Origin of the sequence: Streptomyces canus, assembly GCF_030816965.1 — a bacterium.
Lineage (GTDB): Bacteria > Actinomycetota > Actinomycetes > Streptomycetales > Streptomycetaceae > Streptomyces > Streptomyces canus_E.
This window is the reverse complement of sequence record NZ_JAUSYQ010000002.1, coordinates 6,159,375-6,182,021: the sequence shown is the minus strand read 5'-3', so window position 1 is coordinate 6,182,021 and position 22,647 is coordinate 6,159,375. Positions and strand designations below refer to the sequence as shown.

Annotated in this window: 22 protein-coding genes; 14 read left to right on the top strand and 8 right to left on the bottom strand. The window is 69.7% G+C overall.

All coding sequences use genetic code 11. The annotated features are described in order from the left end of the window. The first annotated feature begins 7 nt into the window (after window positions 1–7). The 4 genes from QF027_RS29535 to QF027_RS29520 are packed head-to-tail and all read left to right on the top strand — an operon-like array spanning window position 8 to window position 3,892. Complete coding sequence (locus QF027_RS29535) at window positions 8–1,294, top strand: MCE family protein (protein WP_307082526.1); 1,287 nt, start codon at window positions 8–10, stop codon at window positions 1,292–1,294. Beyond that, entirely contained in the window at window positions 1,291–2,568 is a 1,278-nt protein-coding gene (locus tag QF027_RS29530; protein ID WP_307078109.1) for an MCE family protein, read from the top strand. The genes QF027_RS29535 and QF027_RS29530 overlap by 4 nt, the downstream gene beginning before the upstream one ends. Further along, window positions 2,565–3,056 carry a hypothetical protein gene (locus QF027_RS29525; RefSeq protein ID WP_307078107.1) on the top strand — a complete coding sequence of 164 codons (492 nt, stop codon included), beginning with the start codon at window positions 2,565–2,567 and terminating at the stop codon, window positions 3,054–3,056. Before QF027_RS29530 ends, QF027_RS29525 begins: the two co-directional genes overlap by 4 nt. A gap of 38 nt (window positions 3,057–3,094) precedes the next feature. Continuing rightward, window positions 3,095–3,892 carry a hypothetical protein gene (locus tag QF027_RS29520; RefSeq protein WP_307078105.1) on the top strand — a complete coding sequence of 266 codons (798 nt, stop codon included), beginning with the start codon at window positions 3,095–3,097 and terminating at the stop codon, window positions 3,890–3,892. 72 nt (window positions 3,893–3,964) lie between these two features. Here the strand turns inward: QF027_RS29520 and QF027_RS29515 are convergent, their stop codons facing one another. The 3 genes from QF027_RS29515 to QF027_RS29505 all read right to left on the bottom strand — a co-directional run bounded on the left by QF027_RS29515 (window position 3,965) and on the right by QF027_RS29505 (window position 7,952). Then, window positions 3,965–6,508, bottom strand: a complete 2,544-nt coding sequence (locus QF027_RS29515; RefSeq protein WP_307078103.1) for a DUF4132 domain-containing protein — start codon at window positions 6,506–6,508, stop codon at window positions 3,965–3,967. Between the two features lie 157 nt (window positions 6,509–6,665). Next, window positions 6,666–7,037: a holo-ACP synthase gene (locus QF027_RS29510; RefSeq protein WP_307078100.1), complete on the bottom strand. Its 372-nt coding sequence runs from the start codon at window positions 7,035–7,037 to the stop codon at window positions 6,666–6,668. A 30-nt stretch (window positions 7,038–7,067) separates the two neighbouring features. After that, window positions 7,068–7,952 carry a hypothetical protein gene (locus QF027_RS29505; RefSeq protein ID WP_307078098.1) on the bottom strand — a complete coding sequence of 295 codons (885 nt, stop codon included), beginning with the start codon at window positions 7,950–7,952 and terminating at the stop codon, window positions 7,068–7,070. Window positions 7,953–8,701: 749 nt separating this feature from the next. On the opposite strand from QF027_RS29505, the gene QF027_RS29500 reads away from it, so the two are divergent. Further along, window positions 8,702–9,325 (top strand): histidine phosphatase family protein, encoded by a 624-nt coding sequence (locus tag QF027_RS29500; protein WP_307078096.1) that lies wholly within the window; start codon window positions 8,702–8,704, stop codon window positions 9,323–9,325. Window positions 9,326–9,336: 11 nt separating this feature from the next. Here the strand turns inward: QF027_RS29500 and QF027_RS29495 are convergent, their stop codons facing one another. Next, the gene (locus QF027_RS29495) at window positions 9,337–9,738 is read right to left on the bottom strand and encodes an ATP-binding protein (RefSeq protein WP_307078094.1); all 402 of its coding nucleotides are present in this window, start codon (window positions 9,736–9,738) and stop codon (window positions 9,337–9,339) included. Window positions 9,739–9,939: 201 nt separating this feature from the next. Between QF027_RS29495 and QF027_RS29490 the strand changes: the two genes are divergently transcribed. The 4 genes from QF027_RS29490 to QF027_RS29475 all read left to right on the top strand — a co-directional run bounded on the left by QF027_RS29490 (window position 9,940) and on the right by QF027_RS29475 (window position 13,780). Continuing rightward, window positions 9,940–10,776 carry a helix-turn-helix domain-containing protein gene (locus QF027_RS29490; RefSeq protein WP_307078092.1) on the top strand — a complete coding sequence of 279 codons (837 nt, stop codon included), beginning with the start codon at window positions 9,940–9,942 and terminating at the stop codon, window positions 10,774–10,776. Window positions 10,777–10,784: 8 nt separating this feature from the next. After that, on the top strand, window positions 10,785–10,973 hold the full coding sequence (locus QF027_RS29485) for a DUF397 domain-containing protein (protein ID WP_307078090.1): 189 nt from the start codon (window positions 10,785–10,787) through the stop codon (window positions 10,971–10,973). Between the two features lie 66 nt (window positions 10,974–11,039). Next, window positions 11,040–11,993 (top strand): hypothetical protein, encoded by a 954-nt coding sequence (locus QF027_RS29480; protein ID WP_307078087.1) that lies wholly within the window; start codon window positions 11,040–11,042, stop codon window positions 11,991–11,993. Window positions 11,994–12,007: 14 nt separating this feature from the next. Further along, window positions 12,008–13,780 (top strand): M16 family metallopeptidase, encoded by a 1,773-nt coding sequence (locus tag QF027_RS29475; RefSeq protein ID WP_307078085.1) that lies wholly within the window; start codon window positions 12,008–12,010, stop codon window positions 13,778–13,780. Here QF027_RS29475 and glmS read toward each other — a convergent pair. Further along, on the bottom strand, window positions 13,767–15,614 hold the full coding sequence (gene glmS, locus QF027_RS29470) for a glutamine--fructose-6-phosphate transaminase (isomerizing) (protein ID WP_307078083.1): 1,848 nt from the start codon (window positions 15,612–15,614) through the stop codon (window positions 13,767–13,769). The two genes, QF027_RS29475 and glmS, sit on opposite strands and share 14 nt — an antisense overlap. 196 nt (window positions 15,615–15,810) lie before the next feature. Here glmS and QF027_RS29465 point away from each other — a divergent pair, with 196 nt between their 5' ends. The 3 genes from QF027_RS29465 (at window position 15,811) to QF027_RS29455 (ending at window position 18,437) form a co-directional block, all read left to right on the top strand. Next, on the top strand, window positions 15,811–16,287 hold the full coding sequence (locus QF027_RS29465) for an SMI1/KNR4 family protein (protein WP_307078081.1): 477 nt from the start codon (window positions 15,811–15,813) through the stop codon (window positions 16,285–16,287). Between the two features lie 205 nt (window positions 16,288–16,492). Further along, the gene (coaA, locus tag QF027_RS29460) at window positions 16,493–17,461 is read left to right on the top strand and encodes a type I pantothenate kinase (protein ID WP_167368201.1); all 969 of its coding nucleotides are present in this window, start codon (window positions 16,493–16,495) and stop codon (window positions 17,459–17,461) included. A 55-nt stretch (window positions 17,462–17,516) separates the two neighbouring features. Next, the gene (locus QF027_RS29455) at window positions 17,517–18,437 is read left to right on the top strand and encodes a DUF389 domain-containing protein (RefSeq protein WP_307078079.1); all 921 of its coding nucleotides are present in this window, start codon (window positions 17,517–17,519) and stop codon (window positions 18,435–18,437) included. Between the two features lie 42 nt (window positions 18,438–18,479). On the opposite strand, the gene glmM is transcribed toward QF027_RS29455, so the two are convergent. From glmM to rplM, 3 genes are all read right to left on the bottom strand, one after another. Next, complete coding sequence (glmM, locus tag QF027_RS29450) at window positions 18,480–19,838, bottom strand: phosphoglucosamine mutase (protein WP_306977508.1); 1,359 nt, start codon at window positions 19,836–19,838, stop codon at window positions 18,480–18,482. A 191-nt stretch (window positions 19,839–20,029) separates the two neighbouring features. Beyond that, complete coding sequence (gene rpsI, locus QF027_RS29445; RefSeq protein WP_306977511.1) at window positions 20,030–20,557, bottom strand: 30S ribosomal protein S9; 528 nt, start codon at window positions 20,555–20,557, stop codon at window positions 20,030–20,032. A gap of 44 nt (window positions 20,558–20,601) precedes the next feature. Continuing rightward, complete coding sequence (rplM, locus tag QF027_RS29440) at window positions 20,602–21,045, bottom strand: 50S ribosomal protein L13 (RefSeq protein ID WP_062047669.1); 444 nt, start codon at window positions 21,043–21,045, stop codon at window positions 20,602–20,604. 339 nt (window positions 21,046–21,384) lie between these two features. On the opposite strand from rplM, the gene QF027_RS29435 reads away from it, so the two are divergent. Further along, window positions 21,385–22,275, top strand: a complete 891-nt coding sequence (locus QF027_RS29435) for a hypothetical protein (protein WP_307078077.1) — start codon at window positions 21,385–21,387, stop codon at window positions 22,273–22,275. Window positions 22,276–22,350: 75 nt separating this feature from the next. Next, window positions 22,351–22,641 carry a hypothetical protein gene (locus QF027_RS29430; RefSeq protein ID WP_307078075.1) on the top strand — a complete coding sequence of 97 codons (291 nt, stop codon included), beginning with the start codon at window positions 22,351–22,353 and terminating at the stop codon, window positions 22,639–22,641. Window positions 22,642–22,647 lie beyond the last annotated feature (6 nt).

The window sequence follows — 22,647 nt, the reverse complement described above, 5'->3', positions numbered from 1 at the left end:
ACGACGGGTGAGCGCCCTGCGCAAGGGCGGGGCGGTCGCCTGGGCGGCCGTCGGCTCGCTGCTGCTGACCGGCTGCGAGTTCAACGGCTGGTACGACGTCCAACTGCCCGGCGGTGCCGCCGCGGACGGCCACGCCTACCACGTCACCGTCGAGTTCCGCGACGTACTCGACCTGGTACCGCAGTCGGCGGTGAAGGTGAACAACGTCACCGTGGGCGCGGTCGAGAAGGTGCGGCTGAACGGCTGGCACGCGCGCGTACGGCTGCGGGTCGCCGACTCGGTGAAGCTGCCCGCCAACGCGGTCGCCGAGCTGCGCCAGACCAGCGTGCTCGGCGAGAAGTACGTGGCGCTCTCCAGCCCGCCCGGCACCGCTCCCGTGGGCCGGCTCCGCGACGGCGACCGCATCCCGCTGTCCCGCAGCGGCCGCAACCCGGAGATCGAGGAGGTGCTGTCCGCACTGTCCGCACTGCTCAACGGCGGCGGGGTGGCCCAGCTCAAGACGATCACCGTGGAGCTGAACAAGGCCCTGAACGGCCGGGAGGACCGGGTCAGGTCGCTGCTCAAGGAGCTGAACACGTTCGTCGGCGGGCTGGACGACCAGCGCGCGGACATCGTCCGTGCTCTCAAGGCCGTCGACGCGCTCGCCGAGCGGCTCGGCAAGGAGAAGAAGACGATCGCCGAGGCCGTCGACACGATGCCGCCCGCCCTGAAGGTCCTCGCCGACCAGCGGCGCGATCTGACGAAGATGCTCACCGCCCTGGCGAAGCTGGGCACGACGGGCACCAGGGTGGTCACGGCCTCGCACGACGACACGGTCGCGAACCTCAGGCGACTGCGGCCGATCCTGCAGCAGTTGAACAAGGCGGGCGACGATCTGCCCAACTCCCTTGAACTGCTGACCACCTACCCGTTCCCGCGCAACGCGGTGGACGCCGTCAAGGGCGACTACGTCAACCTCGACATCACCGCCGACCTCGATCTGTCGGACCTCTACGGGAACCTGGCGGGCGAGTCCGGCACGTCCGGCGACGGCAACTCCAAGGATCCCGACGCCCCCGACGTACCCGGTCTTCCGGACCTGCCGGCCGTCCCGACGCCCACCGCGCTGCCCAGCGTCCCGAGTGTGCCGTCCCCCTCGGTCCCCTCGGTTCCGTCGGCCCCGTCGGCCCCGCAGGGCGGCGGCGGTCCGCTGTGCCCGCCGGTGTGCACCAGCAGCTACACCACCCGGGGAGAGCTGCCCGAGGGGATCGACCTCGCGCTCGCGGAGCTGATGCTGAAGGGGGTTCAGCCGTGATCACACGTACGGTCAAAGTCCAGTTGCTCGCCTTCGCCGTCGTCACCGCCGTCGGGGTGTCGTACGTCGGCGCCGAGTACACCGGCCTGGTGGACGCCGTCCTGGGCCACGGTTACACCGTGCGGGCGGACTTCGCCGACTCCGGGGGCATCTATTCCGGCGCCGAGGTCACCTACCGCGGGGTGCCGGTGGGCCGCGTCGGCGCGCTGCGGCTGACCGGCTCCGACGGGGTCTCGGTCTCCCTCGACATCAAGGACGGCGCACCGCACATCCCGGCGGACACGCTCGCCGTGGTGGCGAACCGTTCGGCGGTGGGCGAGCAGTACGTCGATCTGCAGCCGCGTACGTCCCACGGCCCGTATCTGCTCGACGGCAGCTCCATCCCCCGCGGCAGCACCCGCGTGCCGCTGCCCACGACGGACCTGGTCCTCAGCCTGGACCGGCTGGTGAACTCGGTCGGCAAGGACGATCTACGGGTCACCGTCGACGAGTTGGGCAAGGCCTTCTCCGGCACCGGACCGAACCTGAGCCGGCTGGTGGACTCGGGCAACGCGCTCGTCGAGTCCGCGTCCGACTCGCTGCCCCAGACGATCTCACTCATCGAGGACTCGCGGAAGGTCCTCAAGACGCAGGCCGACCAGGGCTCGTCGATCAAGTCGTTCGCGCACGATCTGGCGGCGCTCTCCGCGCAGCTGAAGTCGAGCGACGGGGACCTGCACAAGCTGATCGGCAACGCGACGCCGGCCGCGCAACAGGTGAACTCGCTGCTGAAGTCCACCGGACCACGGCTGTCGGTCCTGCTGGCCAACCTCATCAGCGGCGGCCAGGTCACACAGGCGCACCTGCCCGGCGTGGAGCAGACCCTGGTCACCTTCCCGGCAGTGGTCGCGGGCAGCTACACGGTCGTTCCGGGCGACGGCACCACCCACTTCGGCCTGGTGGTGAACGCCGACGACCCGCCGCCGTGCACCCAGGGATACGGGACGACACAGCGCGACCCCGCGGACACCAGCACACGCGGGGCGAACACCGACGCGCGCTGCACGGCCCCGCGCGGAAGCAAGACGTCGGTGCGGGGCGCGCAGAACGCCCCCGGCGCGTCCGCCGCTTCTGGCGGTGCGAACCAGACGGCGTACGTCACGCCATACGACCCGGAGACCGGCACTGCCACCGGCCCGGACGGAAGGCCCGTCGAGATCGGCTCGACGGGCGGCCAACAGGCCGTGTTCGGAAAGGAGTCGTGGCAATGGCTGCTCGTTGGACCGATGGCATGAGCAGGGCCCTGACGGGCAGGGCGTGGTCGGTGGGGCTCGTCGTGGCGACCGTCCTCACCATCGCCCTGACGATCTGGCTGAGCGTTGAGCGCTACGACCAACGCGAGGCGGAGCAGCGGCGCCAGGACATCCTGGCCGCGGGCCGCCAGTCGGCGCTGAACTTCACCTCGCTCGACTACCGGCACTACGACCGGGACAGCGCGAACGTCCTCGAGGACGCCACCGGCGACTTCAAGAAGCAGTTCGCCGCGCAGACCGGGCAGTTGACCAGGCTCGTCGCCGAGAACAAGTCCGTCTCCGAGGGCCAGGTCCTCGAAGCGGGCATCGTCCGGTCCGACGAGCACTCGGCCCGCGTCCTCGTGGTCGCCGACAGCAAGGTGACCAACACCGCCGCGCCCGAGGGCGAGACCCGTACCTATCGGCTGCAGCTCGACCTGGTGCACCGGGGTGGCCGCTGGCTGACCTCCGACGTCGAGTTCGTCGGCTGACCGCACCCTTTCGCCGTACCACCATGAGGAGTAAGACCGTGGCGAAGACGACCACCCGAGGCAGCGGCTCCGGTCCCGGCACCCGGCGCACCATGACCGCGGCTGCCCGCGCGGCGGCCAAGCGCGCGGAGCGCGGCCACCGCGAGCCGGGCCCGGCGGCCACCGACGAGGAGGTCCCGGGGCGGCCCGAGGCACCGGCCGCCGGACGCACCGTACTCGTCGAGGCCGCGGAGGAGGACGGCTGGGAAGACCCGCCCGAGCCCTCGCCGGAGTCCTTCGGGGAGGACCCGCCGCAGGAGGAGGACAAGCCCGGCCCCGGTTCGGCGACGCGGCGCGGTCCGCTGCGGCGACTCAACGCGGTCCTGTGCGTCCTGCTCGCGGCGGGCCTGGCCGCGGTCGGCGTGCTCGGGTGGCACTACCGGGAGGACGTGCGGGCCGAACAGGCCCGGGTCCAGGCAGTCACGGCCGCGCGGCAGGCGGCGCCCGTCGTGCTGTCGTACGACTACCGGCATCTGGACCGCGACTTCGCCGCGGCCCGCGCCCGGCTCACGGGGCACTTCCGCGACACCTACCAGAAGACCACCACGACGGTGGTCGGGCCGACAGCCAGGAAGTACCACGGGGTGGTGAAGGCGACGGTGGCGCAGCCCACCGGCGGCTCCCCGGCAGTCTCCGTGGTCTCGTCCTCGGCGGACCGGGCCGTGATCCTCCTCTTCGTCAACCAGGTGACCGAGAGCACCCAGGTCTCAGGCTCCCGGGTGGACCTGAACCGGGTGCGGATGACGATGGCCCGTACGGCCGACGGCTGGAAGGTGAGCGCCGTCGACGCGCTCTGACCCGCACGGACACAAGGTCGTCGAGTGCGGAGTCCGGGCCGGTCAGTACGCGCGTCAGCCGGGCGGCGAGGCTCATCGGGCACCCCTCTTGATCTGGCGGAGGATGGTCTCGTCGGTGATCTTGGTGTCGGCGGCGAGCAGGAACGCCTTGCTGAGGATCAGGGAGAGCCGGTCGTCCTCGAACGGCAGGAACACCTTGCCGTCGCCCTTGCCGCGTGACGGGACGACGCACAGGTAGGCGTCGTCGGGCTCCATCAGGATGTTGGCCGAGCCCAGATGGATCCGGTACGTCGTCAGGTCCCCGCGGACCACCAGGAAGCGGCCGTCGAGCGAGCACCGGCCGGCGATCCTCAGGCGCGGCAGGATCCGTTCCAGCGCCTCCCGGCGGACTTCGGCGCTCGCCGTCAGCGCACCGAACGTCGTCGTGCGCCAGTACGCGGCATGGCGGTCCTCGCCCCGGTCGGTCCAGTCGGGATCGGCGGCGATCGAGGTCACGCCCACGAACAGATCGACGTCCCGCATCGCCTCGCTGAACACCAGCGAGGGCACCTCCGCCAGCGGCACCTCCCGCCAGCGCCGGCCGTCCCGCCGCTCGAAGCGGACCTGGTCCGTCGCGGCGTGCTCGGGCGCGTAGCCGCCGTCGTCGTCCGCGGCGGGCTCGTGGTGGAAGCAGGCCCGCCACTCGCCGTCGCCGAACTCGGCCCGCGCCCTTCCGTCGTAGCCCCCTTCGTGCCGGCCGAGGAAGTTGGCCTGCCAGCCGCGTTCCTTGAACAGCGCGTAGAGCTGCGGATAGTGGACGATGTGGGCGGCGAACCGGTTGGAATAGACGCCGGTCTCCTCCTCCGCCGGGGTGAGCAGGTAGATCTCCCGGAAGGCCTGTTTGAACGGCTGCCGCAGCCTCTCGGCGACGAGCCGCTCCCGCCACGCCCTGACCTCGTCCACCGACGCCCGGATGGGATGCCACAGCCGGACGCGGGTACGACCGCCATCGCGGGGGACGCTGCGCTCGGGCGCGCCGGGCGGCTCGGCCATCGGTCCCGGCACCTCCGCACGCCACTCGCCGTCGGCATCCCCCACGTCGCGGAACTCCCAGATCAGGCCGCGGACGAGAACTCCGGTGACCGGATGGTCGCGGTAGTAGCGGCACCACTCGTCGTACGGCCACTCGCGCCCGGCCGACATCAGCGCCTCGACGCGGGCCCGCTCGGCCGACAGGGTCCCCCGCACCTCCCTGGCCAGGGCCTTCAACTCCCGGAGCTCCTCCGGGAAGCCGTCCTTCACTGCCGCCGGAACGGTCCGGGCCGTCCCCCCGTCGGGGCGTGTGAAGGTGAGCCGCACGGTCGCCGCGCCCTCGATCGCCACCCGTACCCGGTGTCCGCCCACCTCCCGTTCCAGTGAACCGTCCGGCGCCAGGCCATGGTCCGGCACGCTGCGCTCGATGAGCTGTTCCGCCGTGATGCCCTGCTTCCCTGCTGCCGTCACCAGCGCGGTGTCGAGCTGCTTGCGCAGAGCCCGGTGCTTGATCCGGGACCGCAACCGCCACAAAGTCTCCAGCGAGGCCGGATCGCCGGTCTCGGCCAGCGCGTTGATCGCTGCGCCCGCGAGCTTGAGGTCCTCGATCACGCCGTTGCCGTGGCCGCCGGTCCGCAGGGCGAGCGCGCCGAGGTGTTGCACCGCGGCCGGGCCGCCGGTCAGCGCTGCCGCCCAGACGATGCCGCGCGCCAAGTCGCCGTCGTTCTGGTGGACGACGTAGTGGTAGTGGTGATCGCCGTGGATCCAGCCGGTGTGCGCACCGCTGTCCGTGCTGCACAGCACCTCGTCCCCGGCCAGCGACCGCAGAACCTCGGCCACGAGATCCCGCGCCGATGCCGCGTCCGCGAGTTCGAGGCACGTCTTCCGCCATCTCTGCGGGGGACGCGGCCCCGACAGGCTGACCAAGTGCCGTACGAAGCCCGCCAGTTCCGGCGTCGGCGAAGTCCTCGCGCGGTCCCTCAGCGGGGCGGCCCAGGGAGCGTCGGCGGGGATGAGTCCCTCGGGGATGTGCGCCTCGTCCACGCTCGCGAGCAGCGCGCGGAGGCGCTGGACCAGCGACGCGCGCAGGCGCGCCTCGACGGTGATGTCCATGAGCTGCGTGTGTGCGTGCCGCAGCCAGGGCATGACCGCACGGCGGCCGTCGGCGTCGAGCTGGTCGACGGCGTTCAGTACAAGCTCAAGCGCATGGGCGAACCGGTAGCCCTTGGCGTACTCGGTGGCGCGCAGCAGCATCACCGCGACCTCGTCGGGCGTCCAGCCGCGCACCCGCGAGATCAGGGGCTCGATCTCGGCGTCGTACTCCCACGAGTTCCTGTCGTCGAAGCGGGCGGCCAGCATGAGGCACAGGACCGCGGCCCTGCCCTCCTCGTCCGCGCAGCCCGCGAGCCGCCCGTCGATCTCGGCCTGGGTCGCCGCGCCCGCCGCCCTGGATCGCCGCAACGCGAGCCCCATGAACCGACGGAACTCGGACCGCTGACGTTCCAGGAGGTCGACCAGCCAGCGGACGCGGTCGAGCGCGGCGGACCTTACGTCGTCGAGCGAGTCGTTCCTACGGGATTCGGCCACCAAGGCGTCGTACAACATGGCGGGATGATGACAGAGGGGACTGACAACACGATCACCTCGAAGGAGGAGAGCGACTGGGTCTGCACAAGCTGCCTCCGGCTGCGGCGGCAGTCGGCCTCAGCAGTACGGCTCCCAGGTCCATGCCGCCCGAAAGCCGGGACGGCGGCGTCGGTGGTCAGCCCTCCGCGATCACCACGGCCGACGCGATCCCGGCGTCATGGCTGAGCGACACATGCCACGAGCGGACCCCGAGCTCGGCGGCCCGCGCGGCGACGGTCCCGGTGACCCGCAGCCGGGGCTGCCCGCTGTCCTCGACGTACACCTCGGCATCGGTCCAGTGCAGCCCGGCCGGAGCCCCGAGCGCCTTGGCCAGGGCCTCCTTCGCGGCGAACCGGGCGGCGAGCGAGGCGACCCCCCGCCGCTCCCCGCTGGGCAGCGTCAACTCACTGTCCAGGAACAGCCGCCGGGCCATCCCCGGCGTACGCTCCAGCGACGCCGCGAACCGCTCGATCTCGGCGACGTCGATACCGACCCCGATGATGCTCATCCGGGCACTTTACGATCCGCCCGGCGCCGGTCACGAGCTCGCAGTGTCGGCATTTCCATCCTCGGTGAACAGGTCCTCGGCACGCTCGACGGTGCGGGAACGCTCCAGCCAGGCGTCCATGCGGTCGAGATCGGTGCAGCTGGTGATGCGCTCGCGCACACTGTCGGTCACGGGGATGCCGCGCACCTCCAGCACGGAGAGGATCCCCTTGGCCTCACCTTCCGTCCTTCCTTCCAGATAGGCCGTCTCACGAACGGTCCCACGGCCGGGGAAGTAGCTGACGAACGACATGATCCGATTCCATTTCTCTCCGGCTGGGGTCTTGCCCAGGGTGACTTCCAGGAAGTCGAAGAAGTACTCGGCGGTGTCGGGATCGGTCTCCCGGAGTTCTTGAAGGGCGCTGCTGATCGCCTCCAGTATGGCGTCGCAGTCGGGGTTGCGGGCGTGTGCCAGGGCGGAGAGCACGGCCAGAGCGAGGTTCTTCGCCGCGGTCCTGGCATCCGTGATCACCGGCAGGTTGTCGGGCCCCGCGACCAGCGGATACACCCGCAAGGCCGTCCAGCCGCGCGTGCCGCAGTCGAAGGGACCGGCGGCCCACTTGGCCGTGGGCCGGTCCTGACATACCACGAGCAGCAACACAGGCAGACGGAACTTCGCCTGGAGGTAGGCGACGTAGTACGCCCAACTCGCCTCCTTGCCCGCGACCTTGCCCGACTGCGACTCGATGGCGAGCAGAAAGTCCTCACCGTCGGACGGGCCGATGCGCAACACGGTGTCCACACGCCGCTCCAGCGGCCGGGCCTCCGTCACGTCCGTCGTGACGGCATCCACGGTCGCCTTCGCGGACAACGGGACACCCAGCACATCGAACACGGACCCCAGAATCTCGGGCCGCTCCAGAAAGATCCGGTGCATGCCCTCGTGAGCTGATGTGACCCTGTGCGCAAGGTAGATCGATCACCGACCGGCCCATCCGAAAACCCGGAGTACGTTCACCCTTTCGAGAGCGCCGAAACGTCCCCCTCGCAGGTCACCCCTGCCCGGGCGTCATCACTGGGGCGGTCGTCTCCACGGGATCGCCGGGCTGCCAGGCACCCGAACTCCACTCCGGCGTGGGGGACGGCCGGGGCGGTGCGGGCGGAGGGGTCGGGCCGCGGTTGGGGTTCTGAGGGACGGTACCGGACCCGCCACCCGAACCGCCGCCCGTCGTACCGGAACCGCCGGTACCGGTTGATCCGCCGGACCCACCCACCTGAGACGAGGAAGTCCGGGTCCGCCGCGTCGGGGCGGACGTGGGGGAGGGCGAAGGCGTGGCAGACGCGGAGGGGGATGCGCTCGGCGAGGGGGACACCGAGGGCTGGGCCTTGAGGGCATCCGCCGTCGGGGACTCCGAGCTCGTCGGCGAAGGGGCCGCCCCCTTGGGGTCGGCCGAGCATCCGCCCACGCACAGGACGGTCAGGACTGCGGCCAGCCCGAAGGCGGCAGCGACGCCAAGCGGACGTGCCGGACGCACGGGACCCCCCACGTTCATGAATCAAGAACGAAGAGAGTTTTAAGCGGTCTTTACGAGTCCCACAAGAGCCTCACGATCTTTGCCCAGGCCAAAGTGACCATGATCACGCCAGATATACATGTCGAGGAGATCGCTCACAGAGGAGCCTGCGATGACCGGCACAGCCACCCGTTACCTCTATCTCGCCCGGCACGGCGAGGCGTTGCCGGACGAGAGCGGGCTGACGGAGGCCGGCCAACGGCAGGCCACACTGCTCGGCCGACGGCTCCAGGGCATCCCCTTCACGGCCGTGCATCACGGTCCGCTGCCGCGGGCAGCACAGACCGCTCGTCTGATCCACGACCAACTGGCGAAGGTCCCCCTACTCGTCTCAGAAGTCGCGGGTGATTACGTGCCCTACGTACCCCAGAGGGACGAACTCCCGCCCGAAGCAGCGGACTTCTACCTCCGCTTCCTCGCCGACACCACCGAGGACGAGCGGGAGCAGGGCGCTGCGTTGGCCCTCCAGGCACTCGACCTGTTCACCGGACCGGTGGACGGCGAGGAGGACCGGCACGAACTGATCGTCACCCACAACTTCCTCGTCGCCTGGCTCGTCCGGGACTCCATGCACGCCCCGAAGTGGCGCTGGCTCGGCCTCAACCACGGCAACGCGGCGCTCACGGTCATCCGTTATGCGCCCGGCCGAGCGGCCTCCGTCCTCGTCTCCAACGACATGCGGCACCTGCCCACCGAACTGCGCTGGACCGGCTTCCCTCCCGAGTCGCACATCTGACCCCGCGCCGGTCAGGCCGCGGCCAGCTCGCACCACACGTACTTCCCCCGGTTGCCGTGTCTGGCCAACGGCTGCCACCCCCACAGATCCGCGCAGGCCCGCACCAACGCCAGTCCCCGCCCCTCCTCCCCCAGCACCCCCACCTCACCGGGCGGCTCCGGAGGTTCAGGATCCGCGTCCCACGCCCCGATCCGCAGCACCCCCGCCGACCAACGCACCCGCAGCGCGGCCGGCCCTTTCGTATGCCGTACGGCGTTCGAGACCAGCTCGGCCGCGAGCAGCTCGGCGGTGTCGGTCAGGCGGATCAGGCCGTGCATCGTGAGGATCAGAAGGAGGGTGCGGCGGGCGACGGTGACGGCTCGGAGGTCGTTGGGGATGTACAGCGTGTACTCCCAGGGTTCGTTTTCGGGCATACGTCAACTCCGATTCGCCTGATGGTTGGTTGCGCGCGGTGGCAGTGCCGGGCCGTCATGGCAGGACGGAGCGGTGCGCTTCCGCAGAGTGTGCGCTACGTCACCGACGGTAGGGCTTTCATGTAATACATAGCAAGCGCATCGCGTAACCTGCCCCCGAACGAGCCACATCAGCGGGCATGTTGATCCAAGGAGCAACCGATGGTCCTGAGGCGCGAACCAACTGCGCGTCAAATGCGCCTGGGGGTCGAGTTACGACGGCTCCGCGAGGGGGCCGGACTCACCACCATCGAGGCAGCGGCGCTACTTGGGGCGAACCGGGTCCAGATCACCCAGATCGAATCCGGACTCGCGGGCGTGAGCGACGAACGGCTACGCCGCCTCGCATCCCACTACGACTGCACGGACCAGGAGTTCATCGACGCCTTGGTCGCGATGGCCACCGACCGGACACGCGGCTGGTGGGAGGAGTACCGAGGGCAGCTACCCACCTCGTTCCTGGACCTCGCCGAGCTGGAACACCACGCCGCATTCCTGCACGAGGTGGCGATCCTGTACGTGCCGGGGCTGCTCCAGACGGAGGACTACGCCCGGGCCGTCTTCTCGGCCAGGGTTCCCGAACTCACCCATGACGAGCTCGCGTTGCGCGTCCGGCACCGGATGAGACGCCAGCAGATCACCCTCTCGTACGAGTCGGTGATCCACGAGTCGGCCCTGCGCATCAGGGTCAGCGACCGCGCCGCCTCCCGAACCCAGCTCCTCAAGCTCCTCGAACTCTCCGAAGCGGACAACATCACCATTCGTGTCATCCCCTTCGACCTGGACGGCTTCGCCTCAGCCGCCAGCACCATGACGTATGCCGGTGGCCCTCTTCCCAAACTGGACACCGTGGTGCGTGACGTGCCCCATGGCTCGGCCTTCATCGACTCCGAGGCTCAACTCACCGCCTTTCGAACGCGCTTCCGTAAAGTGGAAGCCGTATCACTCGACCCCGGACAGTCGCGCGACTTCATCAACCGGCTGGCGAAAGAGCTGTGAGGCCATCCATGGAGAACTGGCGGAAGTCGTCCTACTCGGGTCCGGACGACGGCAACAACTGCGTCGAGATCGCAACCCACCCCACCCACATATCCATCCGCGACTCCAAGACCCCCACCACCGCCACCCTCACCTTCCCGCCCACCCCCTTCTTCGCCTTCCTCAACGCCCTCAAGGCGGACCCCGAATCTCAGTAACCCCGCGTAACCCCTCCTGCTAGCCTGCGCAGCACCGCGTATCGACCAGACCAGGGGGACCGTCGTATGGGCGAAAGTGCTGTCGGCGGGGCCAGACCACCGGTGACCGACCCGTTCGACGCGGTGCCCGAACTCGCCCCGCTCCGCACCGCCGCCTGGGACGGCGACTGGGAAACCACGCAGGCCTTCTTCAAGAAGATCCCCTCCCCCGTCGACGTCTCCTTCGCGGCAGCGCTCCTCGCCGGTGTCGAACGGACCGAGTGGTTCCTGGAGAAGGCCGCGAAGGCTCAGCCCACCGATCCTCTCCCCCGCACCCTTCTCGCCGAGCGGTACATCCACCTCGGCTGGCGCGCCCGCGGTCACGCCCGCGGCGAGGATGTCCCGTGGGACCGGGCCGAGCAGTTCCACGACTGGCTGCGCAAGGCGGAGCGGCTGCTGATCGAGGTGTGTGCGGAGCATCCGGCGTACGTCCCGGCGTGGACCGCCCGGCTGGCGACCGCCCGCGGGCTGGCGCTGGGGCAGTCCGAGGCCCGGCGGCGCTACGACCGGCTCGCGGAGCACCACCCGCACCACTTCCGCGCGCAGTCGCACCTGCTGCAGCAACTGTGCCCCAAGTGGGGCGGTTCGTGGGAGGCCGCGCACGGCTTCGCCCGGGAGTGCATGAACGCCGCACCGGACGGCTCGCACGCCGGAGTACTGGTCGCAGAGGCCCACATCGAGCACTGCACCGATCTGGAAGGCACCCAGGCCGCGGAGTACCTGCGGAACGTATCGGTCCGCGACGAACTGCGCCGCGCCGCCCGCGCGTCCGTCCTGCACCCCGACCACCGTCGCGACTGGCACTGGACCGGCAGCCACAGCACCTTCGCCCTGGCCTTCTCCCTCGGCGGCCATCTCGGGGACGCCGCCCGGCACTTCACCGCCCTCGGCGACACCGCCTCCGAGTCCTTCTGGCGGTACCTGCCCGACTGGAAGACCCGGTTCACGCAGCAGCGCACCGCCGCGCTGGCGACACTCTGAGGGAGGAGACGCCCATGACCACGCACGACACTTCCGCGACCGCCCTCGGTGTTCTCGACGGCATCGTCCGCCACACCACCGTCCACGGCATCCCCGCCCTCTTCGCCCCCCGCCCCGGCGAGATCACCGCCGGGCTCGTCTTCCGCGTGGGCCATGCCGACGAGACCCTGCCCACCTCCGGCATCACGCATCTCGTGGAGCACCTCGCCCTGTACCACCTGGGCCTGTCCGACCTGCACTACAACGGCGCCACGGCGAGCACCTACACCCTCTTCCACGTCACCGGCGCCGAGGACGAGGTCGTCACGTACCTCAACAGCGTCTGCGCGGCGCTGCGCGACCTGCCGATGGACCGTCTGGAGACGGAGAAGGAGATCCTGCGCACGGAGGCGGGCAGCCGCGGGCAGGGTGCCCTGTCCCAGATGCCGCTCTGGCGGTACGGCGCCCAGGGCTACGGCCTGTCCAGTTACGAGGAACACGGCACCCGCACCCTGACGTCCGACCAGGTGCGCCACTGGGCCGAGACCCGCTTCACCCGGGACAACGCCGTGCTGTTCCTCATCGCGGACCGCGTACCCGACGGCCTGGACCTCAGCCTGCCCGCCGGCCGCCGTTTCCCCACCCCGGCCCCGTCCAGCGCACTTCCCGTCACGCCCGCCTACCTCCGCGGCGAAGACGGCCACCTCGTCTTCACCTCCGTCCTGCGCCGCTCCACCGCGGCCTCCGTGTTCGCCGAGGTGCTGGGCCGCGCCCTCTTCCAGGATCTGCGCCAGAAAGGCGGCTACTCGTACTCGGCGGAGGCCGACTACTCCCCGCGCGACGCCGATTTCGCCACCCTGACCGCGTACGCCGACGCGCTGCCGCAGAAGCAGGACGCCGCGGTCGGCGGCTTCGTCGACGTCTTCGCCCGGCTGCGCGCGGGCCGTATCGAACAGGCCGAACTGAACTCCGCGCGCGGGAAGTTGCTCAAGCGCTACGACGTCCCCGATCTCGGCGCGGCCCTGCTGCCGTCGTACGCGCTCAGCCTGCTGGTCGGCCACCCGATCATGACTCCTGAGCAGCACCGGGCCGAACTCGAGGCGGTCGGCGTCGCCGACCTGCGCGAGGTCGCCCGTGAGGCGTGGGACGGCGGGCTGCTCCAGGTGCCGTCCCGGGGCGCCGACTGGGCGGGCCTCACCCCGGCCCCCCAGTTCTCGCCGTCCGGGGTCTCCGGCACCCTGCACCCGTCCCTGGAGGACGACGACGTCACGCTGATCATCGGGGAGGCGGGCGTGACGCTGTCGACGCCGGGCGGCCTGGTCACCGTGCGGTACGACGGCTGTGCCGCGATGACCACCCGCCCCGACGGGGCCCGGTGCCTGACCGGCCTCGACGGCTTCCGCGTGGCCGTGGAGCCGACCCTGTACGGGGATGTCACGGCCGAGCGGATCGCCGTACTGGACAAGGCTGTTCCCGCCGCCGCGGTCGTGCCCCTTCCGGCCCGCCCGGCAGAGGAGATCCCTCAGCCGCGCGAGCGGACGGCCCCCGCCCCGCGGACCCCGGCGGACGATTCCCAGCAGACCGAAGGCCGGAGGGCGTCGGGCTCGTCCGGGCGGGTGTCGGGCCACTTCGTCTTCGTGACCGCGCTGGCCACGCTGTGGCCCGTGCTCCTCGTCGCCCTCCTCGTCAACGGAATCCACGAACCCGCGATCGGTATCGCCGCGATCGCCGGATTCGCGCTGGAGTTCTGGCTGCTCCACGCCGCCCGCAACCTCTACCGGACCGGGCAGCCGACTACTCCACAGTGACCGACTTCGCCAGGTTCCTCGGCTGATCCACCTCGTTGCCCCGAGCCGTAGCCAACTCGCACGCGAACACCTGCAGCGGCACGGTCGCCACCAGCGGCTGCAGCAGGGTCGGCGTGGCCGGAATCCGGATCAGGTGATCGGCGTACGGCACCACCGCCTCGTCCCCCTCCTCCGCGATCACGATCGTGCGCGCACCCCGGGCCCGGATCTCCTGGATGTTGGACACGATCTTGTCGTGGATCACCGACCGCCCCCGGGGCGAGGGCACGACCACCACGACCGGCAGATCGGCCTCGATCAGCGCGATCGGCCCGTGCTTCAGCTCCCCCGCCGCGAAGCCCTCGGCGTGCATGTAGGCGAGCTCCTTGAGCTTCAGCGCGCCCTCCAGCGCCACCGGATACCCGACGTGGCGCCCGAGGAACAGCACGGTGTTCTTGTCGGCCAGTGACCGCGCCAGCGCCCGCACCGGTTCCATCGTCTCCAGCACACGCTCGACCTCACCGGAGATGTGCGACAGGTCCCGGACGACGGCGGAAATCTCGTCGCCCCACTTGGTCCCGCGCACCTGCCCCAGGTACAGCGCCACCAGGTAACACGCCACGAGCTGCGTCAGGAACGCCTTCGTCGACGCCACGGCGACCTCGGGCCCCGCGTGCGTGTACAGCACCGCGTCCGACTCCCGGGGGATCGTCGATCCGTTGGTGTTGCAGATCGCCAGGACCTTGGAACCCTGCTCGCGGGCGTGCCGTAGCGCCATGAGCGTGTCCATGGTCTCCCCGGACTGGGAGATCGCGATCACGAGGGACCGCGGGCCCAGGATCGGGTCCCGGTAGCGGAACTCGCTCGCCAGCTCCACCTCGCAGGGGATACGGGTCCAGTGCTCGATGGCGTACTTGGCGATGAGCCCCGCGTGGAAGGCCGTACCGCAGGCCACGATGACGACCTTGTCCACCTCCCGCAGCTCGGCGGCGGAGATCCGGACCTCGTCCAGCGTCAGGGACCCGGCCGCGTCGATACGGCCGAGCAGCGTGTCGGCGACCGCCTTCGGCTGCTCGGCGATCTCCTTGAGCATGAAGTAGTCGTAGCCGCCCTTTTCCGCGGCGGAGGCGTCCCAGTCGACGTGGTACGGCTGGACATCGGCGGGGCGGCCGTCGAAGCCGGTGACGGTCACGCCGTCGCGCCGCAGCTCCACGACCTGGTCCTGACCGAGCTCGATCGCGGAGCGGGTGTGGGCGATGAAGGCCGCCACGTCCGACGCCAGGAACGCCTCCCCCTCCCCCACGCCCACCACCAGCGGCGAGTTCCGGCGCGCGCCCACGACGACGTCCGGCTCGTCCGCATGGACGGCCACCAGCGTGAACGCCCCCTCCAGCCGCCGGCACACCAGCCGCATGGCCTCCGCAAGGTCGGCCGTCACCGAGAACTCCTCGGCCAGCAGGTGCGCGACCACCTCCGTGTCCGTCTCGGAGGCCAGCTCGTGTCCGCGGTCCTCCAGCTCGGCCCGCAGCAGGGCGAAGTTCTCGATGATCCCGTTGTGGACGACTGCGACCCGTCCCGCGTTGTCCAGATGAGGATGCGCGTTGGCGTCCGTCGGCCCGCCGTGTGTGGCCCACCGCGTGTGCCCGATACCGGTGAGCCCCGTCGGCAACGGCCGGTCCACCAGCTCCTTCTCCAGATTGACCAGCTTCCCGGCCTTCTTGGCCGCCGCCAGCCCGCCGTCCGCCAGCACGGCGACGCCTGCCGAGTCGTACCCCCGGTACTCCAGTCGCTTCAGCCCGGCCATCACGACATCGAGCGCCGACTGCGACCCCACGTATCCCACGATTCCGCACATACGCGGCAGCCTAGGGGCCGGAGGCCGTCGGAACACGGCACTTCGTGCCCGATTCCGGATATCGCGGCGGTGGAGAACGGCCATCCCGACTACGGTGACACATCGTCAGCAGACAACCAGTTTCAGTCAACTACTGGTGAAGGGCTCCATCGACACACCTCTCCCATCACAGCCGACCCACGGCGAAGGACTTCTCATGACGAAGGCTCTGCGGGCGGCTGATCAGGTGATCAGCCTTGTGCGTGACAACGAGGACCTGGCTCAGCACGGCGCCGGCTGCCCTCCGGAGATGATCGCCGGAGCGGAAGCGGAGATGGCTCTCGTCTTCCCGCCCTCCTATCGGCGGCTCATCGAGGAATTCGGCACGTGGGAGGTCCCGCCTACCGAGTTCCTCGGCGTGTACCGGACACCTGCCAGAGGGGAGGAACTGCTGGGCGCTCCCGCCCACACCAGGGAGGACCGGGCCGCGCTGCGGCTTCCCCAGCACTTCTTGGTCGTCATGCACGACGACGTCTGGGGCGTCGTAGTCCTCGACACCTCCCAGCCTGACGAGGACGGCGAGTACCCCGTCTTCGCCTGGAACCCAGGAGTGCTTGACGGCGGACTCATAGAGAAGATCGCGGACAGCTATGGCGAGTTCGCCCTCGCGGAATGCCGGCAGAACCTGAGCTGACCCGCTCGACGGAACAGACTCCGACTGGGGGCCGCACACACCTGATGTGCGGCCTCCTTCATGTGCCACAACAAGTGAGCGCTCCGAAGGTGCTCAGGCGACGTGATCATGAAGAAACAGCCCCCACAGCCCGACGTGACCCACCCCACCCCCCACCCCGTTCAAACTCCGTTAACAATGGACTGTGATCTCTCCGGTCTCCCCGATGCCCCGGAGCGCCCACCGGCACAAGCCGGAGGCGACTCCTTACGTCGACCTCACCCGCGCCGAGTGGAGCGCGCTGCGCGAGAAGACGCCGCTCCCGCTGAACGCCGAAGAGGTCGAGAAGCTGCGCGGTCTCGGTGACGTCATCGACCTCGACGAGGTGCGGGACATCTATCTCCCGCTGTCCCGGCTCCTCAACCTCTACGTCGGCGCCACGGACGGCCTCCGAGGCGCCCTGAACACCTTCCTGGGCGAACAGGGCTCCCAGTCGGGCACCCCGTTCGTCATAGGCGTCGCGGGATCGGTCGCCGTGGGGAAGTCGACCGTCGCCCGTCTCCTCCAGGCCCTGCTCTCCCGCTGGCCTGAGCACCCGCGTGTGGAGCTGGTCACGACCGACGGCTTCCTGCTCCCCACCCGGGAGCTGGAGGCCCGCGGGCTCATGTCGCGCAAGGGCTTCCCGGAGTCGTACGACCGCCGCGCGCTGACCCGTTTCGTCGCCGACATCAAGGCGGGCAAGGACGAGGTCACCGCCCCCGTCTACTCCCACCTGATCTACGACATCGTCCCGGACCAGCGGCTCACCGTGCGCCGCCCCGACATCCTGATCGTCGAGGGCCTCAACGTCCTGCAGCCCGCCCTCCCCGGCACGGACGGCCGCACCCGCGTCGGTCTCGCGGACTACTTCGACTTCAGCGTGTACGTCGACGCGAGCGCCGAGGACATCGAGCGCTGGTACCTCAGCCGGTTCAAGAAGCTCCGCCGGACCGCCTTCCAGAACCCCGACTCGTACTTCAGGAAGTACACCCAGGTCTCCGAGGAGGAGGCGGTCGACTACGCCCGCACCCTCTGGCGCACCATCAACAAACCCAACCTGGTGGAGAACATCGCCCCCACCCGCGGCCGCGCCACCCTCGTCATCCGCAAGGGCCAGGACCACAAGGTGCGCAGGCTCAGCCTCCGCAAGCTCTGAAGGCCGTACCCCTGTTGGCGTACTCCAGTTGACCTGCGCCTGTTAGAAAGACGTCATGCTGCATCTGCGCCTGATCGCCCCGGCCGAGAAGACCGACGACGTGGTCCGCCTGATCGAGAAGACGGTCGGCGCCACGCACCTCGTCGTGATGCCGGGAGCCGCCCGCAACCCCGCCGGCGACGTCGTGATGTGCGACGTGGCCCGCGAGGCGGGCGACGAACTCATCGGCGCCCTAAGGAAGTTGGACCTCGACAAGACCGGCTCCATCGCCGTCGAGAACATCGACCTGTCACTCTCCGAGCGCGCGGACAAGGCCGAGGACGACGCACCCGGCGAAGGCGTCGACGCGGTCCTCTGGGAGCACCTGACCGACGCGACGCACGAGGAGTCGACGCTCTCCATCACCTACCTCGCGTTCATCACGCTGGCCACGATGATCGCGGCCTGCGGTGTGGTGCTGGACAACGCGATCCTGATCGTGGGCGCGATGGCGGTGGGCCCGGAGTTCGGCCCCCTGGCGGCCCTCAGCACGGCGATCGTCCAGCGTCACCCGCGCCTGGCGGTGCGCTCGCTGATCGCCCTGTTGGTGGGCTTCGCGGTGGCGATGGCGGTGACGGTCGGCTTCACCTGGTTCATGGATGCCCTGAACCTCTTCCACAAGTCCGACCTGGAGGGCGACCGCCCCAACACCGCCTTCGTCTACGCCCCCGACGCCTTCTCGTTCGTGGTGGCGGTCCTGGCGGGAATCGCCGGCACCCTCAGCCTGACCTCGGCGAAGTCGGGGGCCCTGGTGGGAGTGGCCATCTCGGTCACCACGGTCCCCGCGGCGGCGAACGCGGCCATCGCCCTGGCCTACGGCGACACCAGTCAGACGGTCGGCTCGACGAACCAGCTCCTGCTGAACCTGCTGGGCATCATCCTGGCCGGCACCGGCACGCTGCTCTTCCAGAAGTGGCTCTGGCGAAAGCGCCCTTAGGGGCGCGGGGCGGTATCAGCCTTCCCGCGCCCGCCCGGCAACTCAGCCGAGCGCCGACTTCACCGCATCGGCCAACCGCCCCGCCACCGACCGGGCCTGATCGATGTCCGCGGCCTCGACCATCACCCGCACCAGCGGCTCGGTCCCCGACGGCCGCAGCAACACCCGTCCGGTGGCCCCGAGTTCACGCTCAGCCTCCGTCACCGCCGCCGCCAGCTCCCCGGACGTCGAAACCCGCGACCGGTCCACGTCAGGCACGTTGATCAGCACCTGCGGCAGCCGCTCCATCACGGAAGCCAGCTCCTTCAGCGACCGCCCGCTCTCCGCCACGCGAGCCGCCAGCATCAGCCCGGTCAGCGTCCCGTCCCCGGTCGTGGCGTGATCCAGGATGATGACGTGCCCGGACTGCTCACCCCCGAGGGCGTACCCGTGCTCCTTCATCTCCTCGAGCACATACCGGTCGCCCACGGCGGTCTGGACGAGCCGGAGCCCCTCCCGTTCCAGCGCCAGTTTGAACCCCAGGTTCGACATGACCGTCGCGACGACGGTGTCGGACCGCAGCGCCGACCGGTCCTTCATCGCGAGCGCGAGCACGGCCATGATCTGGTCGCCGTCCACCTCCTCACCGGTGTGGTCGACGGCGAGACACCGGTCCGCGTCCCCGTCGTGCGCGATGCCGAAGTTCGCCCCGTGCTCGACGACGGCGGCCTTCAGCGGTCCGAGATGCGTGGAGCCGCAACCGTCGTTGATGTTGAGCCCGTCCGGCTGGGCACCGATGGTGATCACCTCGGCGCCGGCCCGTGAGAACGCCTCGGGCGACACCCAGGCGGCGGCACCGTGCGCCTCGTCGAGAACGATCTTCAGCCCGTCGAGGCGGTTCGGCAGTACGGCGATCAGGTGCGCCACGTACTTGTCGAAGCCCTCGGTGTACTCACGGACCCGGCCGACACCGCCGCCGGTCGGCCGCTCCCAGGGCTCACCGCGCTTGTGCTCCTCGTAGACGGCCTCGATGCGCTCCTCCAGCTCGTCGTCGAGCTTGTGCCCGCCGCGCGCGAGGAACTTGATGCCGTTGTCGGGCATGGCGTTGTGGCTGGCGGAGAGCATGACGCCGAGGTCGGCGCCGAGCACACCCGTGAGATACGCCACCGCGGGCGTGGGCAGCACACCGACCTTCAGCACGTCCACGCCGGCGCTCGCGAGGCCCGCGACCACGGCGGCCTCCAGGAACTCTCCGGACGCGCGGGGGTCCCGTCCGACCACCGCCGTCGGCCGGTGGCCCTGGAACGTACCCGCCTCGGCCAGCACGTGCGCCGCCGCGACCGACAGGCCGAGCGCCATCTCGGCCGTCAGGTCCGCGTTGGCGACACCGCGCACGCCGTCCGTGCCGAAGAGTCGTCCCACTTGTCCTCCTGAGGAAGCGTCAGTTACGGAGATCATCCGATCACATGAGCCTTTGAGCGCCTTGTGCCGTTATACGCCTAAGGCCGTGATAAACGAACGCCCCGGTGGCACTGTGGCGTGCCGCCGGGGCGAACGGACGTACTGCTGACTCGCAGGTACGAGCAGGTACGAAGCAGAACAGGCAGCGAAGATTAACGCTTGCTGTACTGCGGGGCCTTGCGGGCCTTCTTGAGACCGGCCTTCTTGCGCTCGACCGCACGGTCGTCGCGGCGGAGGTAGCCGGCCTTCTTGAGCGCGCCGCGGTTGTTGTCCACGTCGGCCTCGTTCAGCGCGCGGGCCACGCCGAGGCGCAGGGCACCGGCCTGGCCGGAGACGCCGCCACCCGAGATGCGGGCGATGACGTCGTAGCGGCCGTCGAGCTCGAGCACCTTGAAGGGCTCGTTGACTTCCTGCTGGTGGACCTTGTTCGGGAAGTAGTCCTCGAGCGTGCGCCCGTTGACCTTCCACTTGCCGGTGCCGGGCACGATACGAACGCGCGCGATGGCGTTCTTGCGGCGGCCCAGGCCGGCGGCCGGCTGCGGGTCGCCGAAGCGGCCGGCGAGGGACTCCGAGGTGTACTCGCCCTCGACGGGAACCTCGGACTCGGTGGTGTAGCTGTCGATGTCGACGATTTCGGTCTCAGTCTCTTCGACCGGCTGCTCAGCGGTGGTCTCGGCCACGATGCTCCTCAGATTCTTTTCTGTCTTGGGGGGTGTGGCCGGAACTACTGCGCGACCTGGGTGATCTCGAACGGCACCGGCTGCTGGGCAGCGTGCGGGTGCTGGTCGCCCGAGTAGACCTTCAGCTTCGTGAGCATCTGACGGCCCAGGGAGTTCTTGGGGATCATGCCCTTGATGGCCTTCTCGACGGCCTTCTCGGGGTTCTTCGCCAGCAGCTCGTCGTAACGGACGGAGCGCAGACCACCCGGGTAGCCGGAGTGGCGGTACGCCAGCTTCTGGGTCTTCTTGTTGCCGGACAGGTGAACCTTGTCGGCGTTGATGATGATGACGAAGTCGCCCATGTCCATGTGCGGGGCATAGGTCGGCTTGTGCTTGCCACGGAGGAGGTTCGCAGCGGTGGTAGCCAGACGGCCCAGGACGATGTCCTGAGCGTCAATGACGTGCCACTGGCGAGTCACATCGCCGGGCTTGGGGCTGTACGTACGCACTTCGCAGCCTTCTTCTTCAGTGGATGGGTGCTGACACATGGCATCACTGAAGCGATCGTGCAGCTGGGGACGACAATGCCGGGGACGCTGCCCGTATGCCGCCCACTGGTAACTGCTCCAGGGAACCTACGTAAGGGCCTCTCGCGTGAGAACGACCAAGCCGATACGCATAACAAACCGCAAGGTTACCCGCGCCGCCCCGGACGGGTCAAAACGAGTCCGCAGCGGCAAGCGTCACAGCACCTCGGGGACCGAGATGTGCACCCCTGCCGGAAAGGTCCCCGGGCCAGTGTCCACAGGCCCCACAGCACCTCCCGCCCCCCGTCTAAGATGCGCCCCATGAGCTTTGGGCAGCAGGGGGGACCCCCGTCCCAGTGGGATCCCTGGAAACCGCAGTCACAGCAGCCGTGGGGCAGCGACGGGGGCGAGCAGACTCCGGACTGGGCCGCGCTCGCCGAGGCCTCCGAGATCCGCAACAGGCGCCGTCGGCTGTTCTTCATCGTCGGCGGCGCGGTCGCCACGGTCGCGATAGGCACCGCCGTGGCGATGGCTGTCGTATCGGCGAACAGCGACGACGAGGCGAACAAGCCGACCTCGTCACTGCCGGCGACCGCCGACATCCCGAGCGCGACCGGGACCACGCCGTCGTTCGCACCGACCAGCGCCCCGCCGCCGCTGGACCCGAGGGACTTCATCGCCAGCAAGGCCAAGGACACGGCCCCGCTCGGCGCGCAGATCCTCTTCCCGGGCACCCAGCTGACCATGGGTTCGACCGTGTACAAGAAGGGGACGACGGCCGACACGAAGAACTGCGCCGCCGGCGACACGGTCCAGCCCAGCCTCGGGAAGATCCTGAAGGCCAACAGCTGCACCCAGTTCATGCGGGTCAGCTACACCAAGGACGGCGTCTCGGTGACGGTCGGCGTGGCCGTCTTCGACACCGAGGCCCAGGCGGCGAAGGCGAAGAGCCAGGTCAACACCAAGAAGGACATCGTCAAGTCGCTGTCCGGCGGCGCGGTCAAGGCCTTCTGCAACTCCGCGATCTGCCGCACGACCTCGAACTCCTACGGCCGCTACGCCTACTTCACCATCGCCGGCTTCGCCAGCGGCAAGAACGTCACGGAGAAGGACACCGCGGTCTTCAGCATCGGCGACAACCTGGCCGAGTTCACCTTCCGCCAGATCCACCGGCGCGGCGAGGCGCAGGCTTCTACGGCTGCGAGCGAATGACACGGTCCGCGGCCGTGTGAGAGCCTCCCTCTTTCCGATCACGCGCTGATCAGCAGTCCTTGGGGGGACCCGTCCATGGCCGCGCACCACACGTCCAGACGCCACCTGCTCACCACCGCCGCGGACCGGCCGAACCTGCGGGACCCGGCGTACGGCTGCCTCGGCGACCGACACCCTCACGTCCCGAAGCGCACATTCACAGGGGCCTCCTCCATACGTCCGGCCGACGCCGAAACGGGGGCGCTCACCCGCACCCCGGCCGGTGCAACCCCCGTCTCCGGCCGCGCACCAGGCACGTCCTTCGGCGTCAAGGGAGTCGCCGGTGACACCTCGACCGTCGCGTGGCTCATCGTGGAACCGGCGTAGCGCCTT